13 protein-coding genes are annotated in these 14,811 nt (G+C 65.1%); 6 read left to right on the top strand and 7 right to left on the bottom strand.

Going from position 1 to position 14,811, the window contains the following annotated elements:
• Nucleotides 1–185: 185 nt before the first annotated feature.
• The 6 genes from radA to AC0L3A_RS01660 all read left to right on the top strand — a co-directional run bounded on the left by radA (nucleotide 186) and on the right by AC0L3A_RS01660 (nucleotide 7,469).
• Entirely contained in the window at nucleotides 186–1,631 is a 1,446-nt protein-coding gene (gene radA / locus AC0L3A_RS01685) for a DNA repair protein RadA (protein ID WP_007592053.1), read from the top strand.
• Nucleotides 1,632–1,797: 166 nt separating this feature from the next.
• A complete protein-coding gene (locus tag AC0L3A_RS01680) occupies nucleotides 1,798–2,427 on the top strand; it encodes a CvpA family protein (RefSeq protein ID WP_007592055.1) in 630 nt (209 codons plus the stop codon).
• A gap of 28 nt (nucleotides 2,428–2,455) precedes the next feature.
• On the top strand, nucleotides 2,456–3,961 hold the full coding sequence (purF, locus tag AC0L3A_RS01675; RefSeq protein ID WP_219683207.1) for an amidophosphoribosyltransferase: 1,506 nt from the start codon (nucleotides 2,456–2,458) through the stop codon (nucleotides 3,959–3,961).
• Between the two features lie 145 nt (nucleotides 3,962–4,106).
• On the top strand, nucleotides 4,107–4,847 hold the full coding sequence (locus AC0L3A_RS01670; RefSeq protein WP_473253481.1) for an SDR family NAD(P)-dependent oxidoreductase: 741 nt from the start codon (nucleotides 4,107–4,109) through the stop codon (nucleotides 4,845–4,847).
• A gap of 78 nt (nucleotides 4,848–4,925) precedes the next feature.
• Entirely contained in the window at nucleotides 4,926–6,074 is a 1,149-nt protein-coding gene (locus AC0L3A_RS01665; protein ID WP_473253480.1) for an NHL repeat-containing protein, read from the top strand.
• Between the two features lie 168 nt (nucleotides 6,075–6,242).
• On the top strand, nucleotides 6,243–7,469 hold the full coding sequence (locus tag AC0L3A_RS01660) for an ABC transporter substrate-binding protein (protein WP_473253479.1): 1,227 nt from the start codon (nucleotides 6,243–6,245) through the stop codon (nucleotides 7,467–7,469).
• Between the two features lie 99 nt (nucleotides 7,470–7,568).
• On the opposite strand, the gene AC0L3A_RS01655 is transcribed toward AC0L3A_RS01660, so the two are convergent.
• From AC0L3A_RS01655 to AC0L3A_RS01625, 7 genes are all read right to left on the bottom strand, one after another.
• Nucleotides 7,569–8,825: a TCR/Tet family MFS transporter gene (locus tag AC0L3A_RS01655; RefSeq protein ID WP_473253478.1), complete on the bottom strand. Its 1,257-nt coding sequence runs from the start codon at nucleotides 8,823–8,825 to the stop codon at nucleotides 7,569–7,571.
• Nucleotides 8,822–10,204, bottom strand: a complete 1,383-nt coding sequence (gene der / locus AC0L3A_RS01650; RefSeq protein ID WP_473253477.1) for a ribosome biogenesis GTPase Der — start codon at nucleotides 10,202–10,204, stop codon at nucleotides 8,822–8,824. The genes AC0L3A_RS01655 and der overlap by 4 nt, the downstream gene beginning before the upstream one ends.
• A 104-nt stretch (nucleotides 10,205–10,308) precedes the next feature.
• On the bottom strand, nucleotides 10,309–10,860 hold the full coding sequence (locus tag AC0L3A_RS01645) for a hypothetical protein (RefSeq protein WP_219683212.1): 552 nt from the start codon (nucleotides 10,858–10,860) through the stop codon (nucleotides 10,309–10,311).
• Between the two features lie 26 nt (nucleotides 10,861–10,886).
• Nucleotides 10,887–11,540 (bottom strand): tetratricopeptide repeat protein, encoded by a 654-nt coding sequence (locus tag AC0L3A_RS01640; RefSeq protein ID WP_473253476.1) that lies wholly within the window; start codon nucleotides 11,538–11,540, stop codon nucleotides 10,887–10,889.
• Between the two features lie 168 nt (nucleotides 11,541–11,708).
• On the bottom strand, nucleotides 11,709–13,301 hold the full coding sequence (locus tag AC0L3A_RS01635; RefSeq protein WP_473253474.1) for a class I adenylate-forming enzyme family protein: 1,593 nt from the start codon (nucleotides 13,299–13,301) through the stop codon (nucleotides 11,709–11,711).
• A 79-nt stretch (nucleotides 13,302–13,380) separates the two neighbouring features.
• Complete coding sequence (locus AC0L3A_RS01630; RefSeq protein WP_007609254.1) at nucleotides 13,381–13,965, bottom strand: NnrU family protein; 585 nt, start codon at nucleotides 13,963–13,965, stop codon at nucleotides 13,381–13,383.
• Nucleotides 13,966–14,036: 71 nt separating this feature from the next.
• Nucleotides 14,037–14,615 (bottom strand): hypothetical protein, encoded by a 579-nt coding sequence (locus tag AC0L3A_RS01625; RefSeq protein WP_007592076.1) that lies wholly within the window; start codon nucleotides 14,613–14,615, stop codon nucleotides 14,037–14,039.
• Between the last annotated feature and the right edge of the window lie 196 nt (nucleotides 14,616–14,811).

The raw sequence follows: 14,811 nt of genomic DNA, 5'->3' as shown, positions 1-14,811 counted from the left end.
CTCAGACGGCAAACTCGGGTGCGATCGACGGGCTGTCCACGAGGACACGGCTGTGGTGGGCCGGCTGTCAGGCGTGCCGAGCCGCGATATGCGGGGTGCGCCCGGGCTCACTCTCTCGACCGTCATTCCGTGCTATCAGCAAACCTGAAACGCCCGACTCGCTGTCCCCCTAACTCGCTGTCCCCATGGCCAAGAACACACTTTCCTTCGTCTGCCAGAACTGCGGCGCGGCCTACAACCGCTGGCAGGGCAAGTGCGAGTCTTGCGGCGAGTGGAATACGCTGGCCGAGGAGGACACGACCGGCAGCGTGCCGGTGTCGATCCGCTCCAAGCGCAAGGGGCGGACGTTCGCGCTGGAGAGCCTGTCCGGAAAAACCCAGGACGCCCCGCGCCTGTCCTCGGGCATGACGGAGCTCGATCGCGTGACCGGCGGCGGCTTCGTCCGCGGCTCGGTGCTGCTGGTCGGCGGCGATCCCGGCATCGGCAAGTCGACGCTGCTGACGCAGGCCACAAGCCTGCTCGCGCGCGCCGGGCACCGCGTCGTCTACATCTCCGGCGAAGAGGCGGTCGCGCAGGTTCGGCTGCGCGCCGAACGGCTCGGGCTGTCGGACGCGCCGGTTCAGCTCGCAGCCGAGACGTCGGTCGAGGACATCGTCTCGACGCTGTCCGAGGGCGCGGTGCCCCGGCTGATCGTGATCGATTCGATCCAGACCATGTGGACCGACACGGTGGAATCGGCGCCCGGTACGGTGACGCAGGTGCGCGCCTCGGCGCAGGCGCTGATTCGTTTTGCCAAAAGGACCGGCGCGGCCATCATCCTGGTCGGCCATGTCACCAAGGACGGCCAGATCGCAGGCCCCCGCGTGGTCGAGCACATGGTCGATGCGGTGCTGTCGTTCGAGGGCGAAGGCTCGCAGCAATTCCGCATCCTGCGTGCCGTGAAGAACCGTTTCGGTCCGACCGACGAGATCGGCGTGTTCGAGATGACGGGGCTCGGCCTGCGCGAAGTCACCAACCCCTCCGAGCTGTTTTTGTCCGAGCGCGATCTCGGCACGCCCGGCACCGCAGTCTTCGCGGGCATCGAGGGCACGAGGCCCGTTCTGGTCGAATTGCAGGCGCTGGTGGCGCCAACCTCGCTCGGCACCCCGCGACGGGCCGTGGTCGGCTGGGATCCGAGCCGTTTGTCGATGGTGCTGGCGGTGCTGGAAGCCCATTGCGGGGTCAAGCTGTCGGGCCACGACGTCTATCTGAACGTCGCGGGCGGCCTGCGCATCCACGAGCCCGCGGCTGATCTGGCCGCTGCGGCGGCGCTGGTGTCTTCCCTGGTTAATGCGCAGTTACCCACCGATGCGGTCTATTTCGGCGAGATCTCGCTGTCCGGCGTGGTGCGCCCCGTGGCGCAGACCCCGGCCCGGCTGAAAGAAGCGGCAAAACTCGGCTTTCAGCGTGCCGTGCTGCCCGAATCGGCCCGGGGTGAAGCCGCCGGCGATGCCGGCCTGTCGCTGAACGCGATCAACAGCCTGACGACGCTGGTCGCCGAGATCGCCGCGCGCGGCTCCCGGCGAGGCGACTCGAGCGCACCGGCAGAGAAAAATGCCACACCGGCAAGATTCCGCCGCGGAGAGGGTTAGCCGGTGGTGACGTGCCCCGCCCTCGCCGCTATACAGCCGTCACAAAAGCAGCATGGGATTGCGTGGTTGCGGCCTTGCCGGGAACGTCGTCTGGCCCTCACTTAGGGCGGGCGGCCAAACACCGATTCGCTGAGCACCTTGAAGTACGAGCGGACCAGACCAGCCGATGCCAGTAACCATCCTCGACCTGATTCTGCTCGGTGTGATGCTGATTTCGGGCCTGCTTGCCATGGTTCGCGGCTTCATGCGCGAAATCCTGTCGATCGCGGCCTGGGGCACGGCGGCGATCGTCACCCTTTATTCATTCTCGAAGCTGCTGCCGACCGCAAAGACCTATTTCAACAACGATACCGTCGCGAGCGTGGTCGTGGTCGCCGGCGTGTTCGTGGGCACTCTGGTCGTGGTCTCCGTGATCACAGTCCGGATCTCCGACATGATCCTGGATTCGCGCATCGGCGCACTGGACCGCACCCTCGGCTTTCTGTTCGGGCTGGCACGCGGGCTTTTGATCGTCGTGGTCGCCTTCCTGTTCTTCACCTGGCTGGTGCCGGACAAGCAGCGCCCGGACTGGGTCACAGGGGCCAAATCCCGCGTGGTGTTGCAGGGAACCGGGGATTGGCTGATGGCCCTCTTGCCTGACGACCCCGAGAACACCATCTTGAAGAGATTCAAGAAAAACAAACCAGATGAAGAGCAAACTGATTCCGAGCAGCAGCCTTCGGGCAGTGGCGACGGATACAGCAAACCGGCTCGTGACAGTCTTAAAAAGCTGATCGAGAAACCCGCGGCGCGTTGATTAGGCCCTAACGAGAGGCTCGGACGAGATGCGAAATCCTGACCAGGACGCCCTACTTGATCTCGGCCCGGCCGCGCTGGAACTTCAAGACGATCTGGAGGGGGATACGCTGCGCGAGGAATGCGGCGTCTTCGGCATCTACGGCCACCCCAATGCCGCCGCCATCACGGCGCTCGGCCTCCACGCCCTTCAGCACCGTGGTCAGGAAGCAGCCGGCATCGTCTCCTATGACGGTGGCCGCTTTCATTCCGAACGCCGCCTCGGCCTCGTCGGTGACACCTTCTCCCGCCGCGAGGTGATCGACCGCCTCCCCGGCACAATGGCAGTCGGCCATGTCCGCTATTCCACCACCGGCGCCACCATCCTGCGCAACGTGCAGCCGCTGTTCGCCGAGCTCAACGCCGGCGGCCTTGCGGTCGCCCACAACGGCAATCTCACCAACGGCCTGACGTTGCGTCGCGAGCTCGTGAAAAGCGGCGCGATGATGCAGTCGACCACCGACACCGAAGTGATCCTGCATTTGGTCGCGCGCTCCAGGCGCAGCCGCTTCATTGAGCGCTATGTCGACGCGCTACGCGAGATCGAGGGCGCCTATGCGCTGGTCTCGCTGACCAACAAAAAGCTGGTCGGCGCGCGCGACCCGCGCGGCATCCGTCCGCTGGTGCTTGGCGATCTCGACGGCTGCCCGATCCTGACGTCCGAGACCTGCGCCCTCGACATCATCGGCGCGCGCTTTGTGCGGGACATCGAACCCGGTGAAGTCATCGTGTTCGACGAGAGCGGCCAGGACATTCACAAGCCGTTCCCACCGATTGCGCCGCGGCCCTGCATCTTCGAGTACATCTACTTCTCACGTCCGGATTCCATCGTCCACGGCCGCTCCGTCTATGAGGTGCGCAAGGCTTTCGGCGCGCAGCTCGCCAAGGAGAGCCACGTGCCGGTCGACGTCGTGGTGCCGGTGCCGGATTCCGGCGTGCCCGCCGCGGTCGGCTACAGCCAGCATTCCGGCGTGCCGTTCGAGCTCGGCATCATCCGCAACCACTATGTCGGCCGCACCTTCATCCAGCCGACCCAGGCGATCCGCGAGTCCGGCGTGCGCATGAAGCATTCGGCCAACCGCGCCGCGATCGAAGGCAAGCGCATCATCCTGATCGACGATTCGCTGGTGCGCGGCACCACCTCGAAGAAGATCGTTCGCATGATGCGCGATGCCGGCGCCAAGGAAGTGCATTTCCGCCTCGCCTCGCCGCCGATCCTCTATCCCGACTATTACGGCATCGACCTGCCGGACCGCGGCGGTCTTCTTGCGGCGACGCATTCGCTGGAAGAAATGCGCGAGATCATCGGCGCCGACTCGCTCGCCTTCCTGTCGATCGACGGCATGTATCGCGCCATGGGCGAGCCCGGCCGCGACCCCGCCAATCCGAAGTTCTCGGATCATTGCTTCACCGGGGCCTATCCGACCCACCTCACCGACCAGACCCAGACCGAGCAGCAGCCGCGGCAATTGTCGCTGCTGGCGGAGGCGAGCTGACGGCCATCGTCCTGGCGAAAGCCAGGACCCATTACCACAGGCCTCTCTGGTTCGAAGAAGGTGTGACAATCATCTTCCCTAGCCATAAACGTCACGGCGTATGGGTCCTGGCTTTCGCCAGGACGACGCTGGATAGAACCTCTTGATGACAAATCCCCTCGCCAATCGCATCGCTCTCGTCACCGGCGCCTCGCGCGGCATCGGCTTTGCCACCGCCAAGGCGCTGGCCAAGGCCGGCGCGCATATCGTCGCCGTGGCGCGCACGCAGGGCGGGCTCGAAGAGCTCGACGACGAGATCCGCAAGGACGGCGGCACCGCAACGCTGGTGCCGCTCAACCTCACCGATTCCGACGGCATCGCGCGGCTCGGCGCCGGCCTGCATGAGCGTTACGGCAAGCTCGACATCCTCGTCGGCAATGCCGGCGTGCTCGGCCCCTCCTCGCCGATCGGCCATATCGAGCTGAAGGCCTTCACCGACGTGATGGCGGTCAACGTCTCCGCGAACTTCCAGCTGATCCGCTGCATGGAGCCGCTGCTCAAGCAGTCCGACGCCGGCCGCGCGGTGTTCGTCACGTCCGGCGCTGCCAACAAGGCGACCGCCTATGTCAGTCCCTACGCGGCGTCCAAGGCGGCGCTGGAAACGCTGGCGCGCGCCTGGGCACAGGAGACCGCGAATACGAAACTGCGCGTCAATTTGTTCAATCCGGGCCCCGTCCGCACCCGCATGCGCGCGACGCTGATGCCGGGCGAAGATCCGGCGACGCTCGATACAGCCGAGCAGGTCGCCGAATTCATCGTGCCGATGTGCGCGCCGGACTGGACCGAAACCGGCAAGTTCTACGACTACAAAACCCGCAGCCTGATGAGCTTCCGCTCGCCGGCCTGATTGACTTGACGGCCTCCCCGCGATTGACTGCCCGCGCTCAAGCGGCAGCAAGCCGCAAGCCAATAAAGGGAGGTCGCCATGACGCCATGGCAGAATCGCGCAGGCTCCACGCGTGCGCTCGCAAATGTCTCTCGCGTCCTCTCTGTCCTGATCGCGGCCGTCGCGTTTGCGCTTCCGGGCGCGGCAACCGCCGGCGACGTCCCGACCTTCGCGGTCGATGCTTCCTGGCCAAAGCCGTTGCCGAACAACTGGATCCTCGGCCAGGTCGGCGGCATCACCGTCGACTGGCAGGGCCACATCTGGGTGATCCATCGCCCCCGCTCCCTCACCGACGACGAGAAAGGCGCGAGCCTCACTCCGCCGCGTTCGAAATGCTGCGTGTCGGCGCCGCCGGTGCTCGAATTCGACAGCGACGGCAATCTGCTGCGATCGTGGGGCGGCGCGGGCGAAGGCTATGAATGGGTCGGCCGCGAGCACGGCATCGAGGTCGACGAGCGCGGCTTCGTCTGGGTCGGCGGCAATGCCGACAACGACAACGCGATCCTGAAATTCACGCTCGACGGCAAGTTCGTCGCCCAGATCGGCAAGATCGCGCCGAGCCTCGGCAGCAACGACACGACACAGCTCGGCAAACCCGCCGAGACCGCGATCGACAAGGCCGCCAACGAAATCTACGTCGCCGACGGCTACGGCAACCGCCGCGTCATCGTGTTCGACGCAACGACCCTCGCCTACAAGCGGCACTGGGGCGCCTACGGCAACAAGCCTGATGACACCAAGCAGGCGGCGTACGATCCCAAGACGCCGGTGTCCCAGCAGTTCGGCAATCCCGTCCACTGCGTGAAGCTCGCCAATGACGGGCTCGTCTACGTCTGCGACCGCATCAACAACCGCATCCAGGTCTTCAAGACGGACGGCACCTTCGTAAAGGAGTTCTTCTTCGAGAAGAACACGCTCGGCAACGGCGCGGTGTGGGACATCGCGATCTGGCCCGATCCGAAGCAGACCTGGCTGCTCAGCGCGGACGGCGAGAACAACGAGATCAGGGTGATCAGGCGCGAGGACGGCAGCGTGGTCGGCAGCTTCGGGCACAACGGCCGCAATGCCGGACAATTCCACTGGGTGCATGCCATGGCGATCGACCCCAAGGGTAACGTCTATACCGCCGAGGTCGACACCGGAAAACGGATCCAGAAATTCAGGCTGACATCGGACGCGCTCAAATAGCGCCTCAACGCATTTTGCCCAAAAATTAACGGACGGATGACGCTGGGGACGCGGCGTCATCCGGCTTTAGGCGCATTGCCGACGCCCTTGAGACACGGTAGAGCCATCAGCCGGAACAAGGCTCCCCAAGAGAGCCGTCCGCATGTTTGACAATGGAGGAAAGCTTTTATGACGACGACGTTCGCGCGCCGCTCCGCGGCTCTTCTGGCCTGTGCCGCCTTCGGTTTTGCCACATCCGCCTTCGCCCAGGAAAAATCCGTCACGATCGGCGTGCTCAACGACATGTCCAGCCTCTATGCCGACATCGGCGGCCCCGGCGCCGTGGCGGCGGTCAACATGGCGGTGGAAGATTCCGGCCTTCGCGCCAAGGGCTGGAAGATCGATGTGATCAGCGGCGACCACCAGAACAAGCCGGACGTCGGCGTCAACATCGCGCGGCAGTGGATCGACACCCAGAAGGTCGATGTGATCGCCGACACCCCGAACTCCGGCGTGGCGCTGGCCGTCAGCAACGTCGTCAAGGAAAAGAACGCGGTCCTGCTCAACAATGGCGGCGCCAGTGCCGACCTCACCGGCAAGGCCTGCAACGCCAACACCATTTCCTATACTTACGACACCTACATGCTCGCCAACGGTACCGGCAAGGCGCTGACCAAGGCCGGCGGCGACAGCTGGTTCTTCCTGACCGCCGACTACGCCTTCGGTGCCGCGCTCGAGCGTGACACCAGCGCGGTCGTCACCGCGAACGGCGGCAAGGTGCTCGGCGGCGTCAAGCATCCGCTCAACACGTCGGATTTCTCCTCCTTCCTGCTGCAGGCGCAGAATTCGAAGGCGAAGATCATCGGTCTCGCCAATGCCGGCGGCGACACCACCAACTCGATCAAGCAGGCGGCCGAGTTCGGCATCGTCGAAGGCGGCCAGAAGCTCGCGGCGCTGTTGCTGTTCATCAACGACGTCCACTCGCTCGGCCTGAAGACCGCGCACGGCCTGACCTTCACCGAATCCTTCTATTGGGACCTCAACGAAGGCACGCGCGCCTTCTCGAAGCGCTTCCAGGAGAAGGTGGCCAACAAGGCGATGCCCTCGATGACGCAGGCCGGCAATTACGCGGCCGTGCTGCATCTTCTGAAGGCGATGGACGCCCTCGGCGGCAATCCGCACGACGGCGCCAAAGTTGTCGCCAAGATGAAGGAGATCCCGACCGACGATCCGCTGTTCGGCAAGGGCCCGCTGCGCGAGGACGGACGCCGGATCATTCCCGCCTTCCTGTTCGAGGTGAAGAAGCCGGAAGAATCCAAGGGACCGTGGGATTACTACAAACTGATCGCGACCATCCCGGCGGAAGATGCGGCCAAGCCGCTCAAGGACAGCGAGTGCCCGCTGGTGAAGAAGTAAGAGCATAGGTGCCGTAGGGTGGGCAAAGGCGCGAAAGCGCCGTGCCCACCATCTCTCGACAACCGAACAAGGCGGTGGGCACGCTTCGCTTTGCTCACCCTACGCAACCGTTTTGGCTGCTCCCAGCGCCCGCACCGCGATCGCCACGCACGCCACCATCAACACCGCCGCGAGCAGGAACGGCGCGCCGGGCAGCTGCCACGGCGCGCTGGCGCCGATGAAGTATGAAAACGTCAGCGTGAACAGGAACGGACCGACGAGCTGCGACACGCTCTGCACGCTCGCGGTCGCGCCCTGCAACTGGCCCTGCTGATCGGGCGCGACCAGCCGCGTCATCAGCGATTGCATGGCGGCACCCGAAATGCCCCACAGCGACATCACGGGAATGCCGATCCAGAACAGCGGCCCGGTCGGCGCCGCGCCGAAGATCACGAAGCCGACCGCGCCACAGCACAGGCCGAGCAACAAGGCGTTGCGCTCGCCCAGCACGCGCACGATCGGACCGATCGCGAGCCCCTGCACCACCATGGCGCAGACGCCGACCATCGCCAGCGTCAACCCCACGGTTTTCGAATCCCAGCCGTAGCGATAGGTGGCGTAGAGCACGAAGGTCGAGGGCAGCACGACATGCGCAACCTGCGCGATGAAGTTGACGACGGACAACGCAGCGAGCACCGCGTTGGAACGCAGCAGGCGGAGCGCACCGAGCGGATTGGCGCTCCTCCAGCGGAACGGCGCGCGCTTGTCCGGCGCCAGCGATTCCGGCAGGACGAAGAGCCCATAGAGCGCATTGGCCAAGCTCAGGGCCGCCGAGGCCCAGAACGGCAGGCGCGGATCGATATCGCCGAGCAGACCACCCAGCGCCGGGCCCAGCACGAAGCCGGCGCCGAACGCAGCTCCAATCCTGCCGAACACCGCTGCGCGCCGCTCCGGCGGCGTAATGTCGGCGATATAGGCAAAGGCGGTCGAGATGCTCGCCGAGGTGATGCCTGAGATCACCCGGCCGACGAACAGCCAGACCAGCGACGGCGCCAGCGCCATCAGCACATAGTCGGCCGCGAGCCCGAAATTCGACAGCAGCACCACCGGCCGCCGCCCGAAGCGATCCGACAGCGCGCCGAGCACCGGCGAGAACACGAATTGCATCAGCGCCCAGGCGGTGCCGAACAGGCCGAAGATGCGGGCCGCGTGCGCCGTGTCGTTGTCGACGAAGCTCTCGATCAGTTTTGGCAGGATCGGCATGATCACGCCGAGCGCGAGCATGTCGAGCAGGATGGTGACGAAGATGAAGGCGACCGCACCGCGCCGGACTGGCGCAGCGCCCTGCGCCATCGCCTCGCCGGCCTCGTTGCTCACGATGGCCGCTTGCGCTTGTGGGCGAACGGATTGGCCTTCTCGCGCAAGGTGATGCGCACCGGCGTGCCCGGCAGCTCGAAGGCCTCACGCAGCGAATTGGTGAGGTAGCGCAGATAGGATTGCGGCACCGCGTCCGCACGCGAGCAGAACAGCACGAAGCTCGGCGGACGGGCCTTGGTCTGCGTGATGTAATTCAGCTTGAGGCGTCGGCCGGACACCGCCGGCGGCGGATTGGCCTGCACCGCCTCCTCGAACCAGCGGTTCAGTGCCGCGGTCGACACACGCCTGTTCCAAAGCGCATAGGCATCCTGGATCGCCTGCATCAATCGATCGATGCCCTCGCCCATCAAGCCGGAGACGGCGACGATCGGCACGCCCTTGATCTGCGGCAGCAAATGATCGGCATCGCGGCGCAGGTTCGAGATCGCGCCGCCACCCTTGCTCTCCATCAGGTCCCATTTGTTGACGGCGAGCACGACGGCGCGACCTTCGCGCTCGATCAGGTCGGCGATGCGAAGATCCTGCTCCTCGAAGCGGTTCTGCGCATCCATCATCATCACGACGACTTCGGCAAAGCGCACCGCGCGCAGTGCGTCGGCGACCGAGAGCTTCTCGAGCTTCTCCTCGATCCGCGAGCGCCGGCGCAGACCCGCGGTGTCGAACACGCGAAACTCGCGGCCCTTCCAGTTGATTTCGACCGCGATGGAATCGCGCGTGGTGCCGGCTTCCGGGCTCGTCAGCAGACGCTCCTCGCCGAGCAGATGATTGATCATCGTCGACTTGCCGGCGTTGGGCCGGCCGACGATCGCGACCCGGATCGGACGCGTGGCCGCCTCTTCCTCCGTCAGCGGCTCGTCGTCCTCGACGTCATCCTCCTCGACGGGCTCCGGCATCAGCTCTCGAAGGGCATCATAGAGCTCACCGAGGCCCTCGCCGTGCTCGGCCGAGATCTGGATGGGATCGCCGAGGCCGAGCGCGAAGGCCTCCATCGCGCCGGCATCGCCATGCTTGCCTTCGCTCTTGTTGGCGACCAGCAGCACCGGCTTGTTGGCCTTGCGGGCAAAATCGGCGAAGGCGCGATCGTTGGGCGTGAGGCCCATGCGGGCATCGATCACGAAGAACAGCACGTCGGCCTGTGCGATCGCGGCCTCCGTCTGCTCCTGCATGCGGGCGGTCAGCGAGCCCTTGGCCCCCTCGTCGAGGCCGGCGGTGTCGATGATCATGAAGTCGAGATCGCCGAGCCTCGCCTCGCCCTCGCGGCGGTCGCGGGTGACGCCCGGCAGGTCATCGACAAGCGCGAGCTTCTGCCCGACCAGGCGGTTGAACAGCGTCGACTTGCCGACATTGGGCCGGCCGATAATGGCAATTTTAAAGGACATGGGTCATTCGTGCGCTGCCGGAGCCGCGCCTGTCAATGAAATGAAGACAATTGTTTGAGCATGATCTTTTCGGAAAACCGCTTCACACTTTTCCGGATCATGCTCTAGCGCGAGAAGCTGCCGCTGGGCATCGGCGCCGGGAAGGCGCCCTGCGTTTGCTGCTGGGTGGTCTGGGTCGGTTGCGCCTGCTGGACGGGCTGATCGGGCGGCGGCGCGGTGGTGCGCTTGCGCACGATCTTCTGCCTGGGCGCCGGAGTGGCCGCGGGCGGCGCGGCCTCGGGCTGGGCCTCGCCATCGACTTCGCCGGCGGGCGCCTCAGCCGGCGCAACGGCAGCGCTGGCGGGCTGCCTGGTCTTTTTCGCCTTGGCACCCTTCGCCGGCTTGGCCGGCTCGGGCGGAGGCTCGGTGGGCAGAGCCGCGACGGCGGGGCCGTTCGGATCGGGCTGTTGCTGCGCGCCCTTGTACATTTCCTTCGGAACGCCCTGCTCGAGGCCCGGCACGCCTTCCGGGAACACCGGCTTGCGGTCGCCCGGCAGCTTCTTCTTGGTATCGAGGAAGTCGAGCATGTCGCTCGGATCGAAGCTGGAGCAACCGCCCAGCACGCCCGTGAAGGCGATCAGGACGAAGGCTGCGATCAAGCGTGACGTACGGCGCATATCGGTATCTCGTCTCAGCTCTCGGCTCAGCTCTTCGCTAGGGGCGGCAGCAGGGCCTGCAGCGCCTCGGCGCGTGAGCGCAGGCCGGGCGGCGTTTCGCCATCCTCGGCAATCGCGTCGAGCCATTTGCGGGCGGCAGTCATATCGTTGTTGCGCCAGGCCGACAGCGCCAGCATCTCGCGGGCAGTATGACGGAAGGTCGATTTGGGCGCGGTGGAGGCGTCCAGCCGCTGCTGCATGTCGGCATAACCGGCGCTGTCGAGCAGGAGACCGGCGGCGCGGATCTTCGCCAGATCCTGCCACTCGCCGCCTACGCTGCGGTCGGCGGCGATGTCGTCATACAGCTTGGCGCCTGCCTTGGGATCGCGGGCCGCCGCCTCGGCCGCAGCACGCAGCCGCGCCAGGGTGCGATAGCCCGATGGAGCCTTGGCGGCGAGCTCGGTGAAGGCCGCCTCGGCCTCCGCATGCTTGTCCTGCTCGGACAGCTCGGCGGCCTTTTCGAAGGCGGCGCCGGCCTCGGCGGCCTTCTTGGCCTCCACATACTGGTAAGCGCGCCAGCCACCCACGGCGGCGACGATCAGCACCATCAGGGCGATGAAGACGATCGAATACTTGTCCCACAGCTTCTTGAGCTGTTCGCGACGTACTTCCTCGTCGACTTCGTCAAATAATTCAGACACTTATGCTAATCCCATGCCCGTCCGGGTGCGCGCGCCAAGGCGTTCGCGTCAGGAATCCCGTCCCCACGTGGCGGCGAGGTACCCTAACGATATGGCGGTGGCAAGGCAAAGCGAGCCCGATCAAGGCGTTAACCACCCGGGACAGCCCGGAGAGACCGCCTCCCCGGGTCAGGATCCCAACAGCTCCCGCAGCTGCCGCTTCAGCACCTTGCCATTGGCATTGCGCGGCAGCGGCTCCGCTGTGATCATCATGCTCTCCGGGACCTTGTAGTCGGACAGCCGCTCCGCGCACCAGGCGCGCAAGGCCTCGCTGTCCACCGGCGCACGCGCCACCACCACGGCGTGAACGCGTTCGCCCAGCACCGGGCACGTCTTGGCGACGATCGCGCTCTCGACCACGGCCGGGTGGCCGGCCAGCACGGATTCGACCTCGGCCGAATAGATCTTCAGGCCGCCGCGATTGATCATGTCCTTCTGCCGGTCGAACACCCGGACAAATCCCTCCGCGTCGACCGAGCCGAGATCGCCGGAATGCCAGAACCCGCTGGTGAAGCTTTCGGTCGTGGCTTTTGGATTGTTCCAATAGCCCTTGATCACGGAGGCACTCTGGATCCAGAGCTCGCCGATTTCCCCAGGCGGCAGCTCACGCCCGTCCGCGCCCATTGCCAGAATGCGCGCACCGGGACACGGCAGGCCAACGCTGTCGATGTGGGTTGCCGTCAACTCGCCCGGCATGATCGTGGACGGCGATGTCGTCTCGGTCGCGCCGTAGCAGTTCGCCAGCTCGAGGCCCGGAATGATCGCCTTGAGCTTCTCGATGGTGGCAACCGGCATCGGCGCGCCACCAAAGCCTCCGATGCGCCAGCTCGACAGATCGTAGCTCTCGAAATCGGGCTGGAGCAGGCAGAGATTGTACATCGCCGGCACCATCACCGTGTAGGTGACGCGCTCGCGCGCGGCGAGCTTGAGATATTCGCCGGCCTTGAACTCCGGCATGATGATCAGCGCGCCACCGCAGCAGATCATCGTCGTGATGTTGGCGACGACGCCGGTGACGTGACCGAGCGGCACTGCCGCGATCGAACGGTCGGCCGCCGTCAATTGCAGGCAGGACACGAAGATCATCGAGGAATGGACGATGTTGCAATGGGCCAGCATCGCGCCCTTCGGCTTGCCTGTCGTACCCGAGGTGTAGAGGATCATCGCGGTGTCCTCCTCGCTCGTCTCGACCGGCGCCGGGGCCGGCGCGCTGTCGACGAGCACCGCGAAATGCGACCGAGCGGGATCGTCGTCGACGGCGATGCGGTGGATTATTTCGGGCACATCCCGCACGTCCGGCAGCCGCTCCGCGAGGGCCGCCTCGTGGATCAGGATTTTGGCGCCGCAGTCGGCGAGCACATAGGCGATTTCCGGCTTCTGCTGCCGTGTGCTGAGCAGCACCGTGACGAGCCCCTCATGCGCGGCAGCAAACAGCAGCAGCGGGAATTCGACCCGGTTGCCGAGCAGGATCGCGACACGATCGCCGCGCTGCAATCTGAGCTTGCGAAATCCCGCTGCGATCCGCGCAGCCTGCTCCGCGGCCTGCCGCCAGCTCAGCCGGACATGGCCTGAGATCAGCGCTTCGCCGTCGGGATTGCGGGCGCACGCGTCCGCAATCATCGCCCACAGGCTCGACGGCCGATCGCAAAATGCCGGTACGACTCGATCGCCGAAGCGCGCCTCGAACCGCATTGGCGGGATCTGAGAATGCGACCAGTCCATCGGAATGACCTTGGCTTGTTGCTCTTGTTACCTTGTCACTTTCCGCGCAGGGCATGCGGTCCTGTCTTGTGCTGATCGGCTAGCCGCCCATCACGGGAACACCGATCACGACCGGATGGAACGCAAACGCCAGCGCCAGATAAGCGACGATTCCGACCACCACAGCGATCAGATCGTTGGTGACGCCGCCCACCGGAATCGGCGGACCGCCGCCATCGGTGCGACGCTTCAGCGTGATGCGATCATACACCGCCCAGCCGAGAAAGGAGCCGAACAGGATGATGGAGCCGAGATCGCCATTGGCCAGAAGATGCGCCGCCGCCCACAGCTTGATGCCGGCCAGCATCGGATGCTTCAGCGTCGCATAGATGCGGCCGCGCAGATAGGACGCAACCACCAGGATGACCGCGGGCAACATCAGCGCGAGCGTGATGTGCTTCAGCGCCTTCGGCGGATACCAGACGTCGATCCAGCCCGTCGCACGGTAATGCGCGAAGCCCCAGATGATCAGCGCGAGCCCCGCGAGCGAGGCAAGCGAATAGAGGATTTTGTAGGTCCCCTCGCCCAGTCTCGCGATGGCCTGCGCGCGCGCCTCGCGTTTCGTCGTGAACACATGCGCTGCAAAAAACAGCGCAAGCCCCAGGATCATAACCAGCAGACCCACGAGATTCTCCCCTCAACCAGCGCCCCAGCCCATGGCGTATCATCGATTGGCCGCGGGTCGCAACTGATGCGCTACTTGCCGATCTCGCGATTGTCGACATATCGGATCGCGATTGGCCGCCCGGCGAGGGCACCGCCAAGACCGCCGGTGAATTTCAGCGGCAGGCAGGCGTTCAACGATGAATTGATCGCATTGAGGTAGGAGGTTCTCGTCTCGGCGGGGACGCCTGCGGTCGCAAAGGTCAGGCGCGGCGGGCCGATCAGGCCGCCCGATTTGTTGAAGCTGAAACGCACGGCGATTTGCATGCCTGCTCGGGCATTGTCCGTTGGCGGCGACCAGCAAGTGCGCAGCTCGGCGAAGAGATCGCCGATCGTATCGAGATCGTGATCAGGCTTTTGATATTTGCCGCGATCCGCCTCCGACGGTACGCTTTGGATCGTGAGCTGGAGGTTCTGGCCGTAGGGATAGTCGATCTCGGGAATGCAGGGACCAGGCTCGAGCGGGCTGCAGTAGGACGGCGTGCAGGGCCTGCCGTCGAGGACGCTGCAGGGCTCGTGCGAAAACGGAATTGGGTTGATTTGCCTGGGCCGCGCGTCCGCGGCGATCGTCGAGATCGCCAGCAGGAAGAAAACAAGGATGCCGCGCCACATGACCAGAACGTGGCATCGCCGGAGAAGCCGTCAAGCCTGCAAGCGTTCACATGCTCGCGCGTACACGCGGTGTCGTGGGGGGGGGGGGGGGGGCGCCCCCCCAAAAAAAAAAAAAAAAAAAAAAAAAAAGAAAAAAAAAACCCCCAAAAAAAAAAAAGAAGAATTTTGAGGCAATAAAAAAAAAGTTTGGTTATAA

It is taken from the genome of Bradyrhizobium sp. MI1.3 (assembly GCF_055811695.1).
This window is presented reverse-complemented; position numbering and strand designations above follow the sequence as displayed.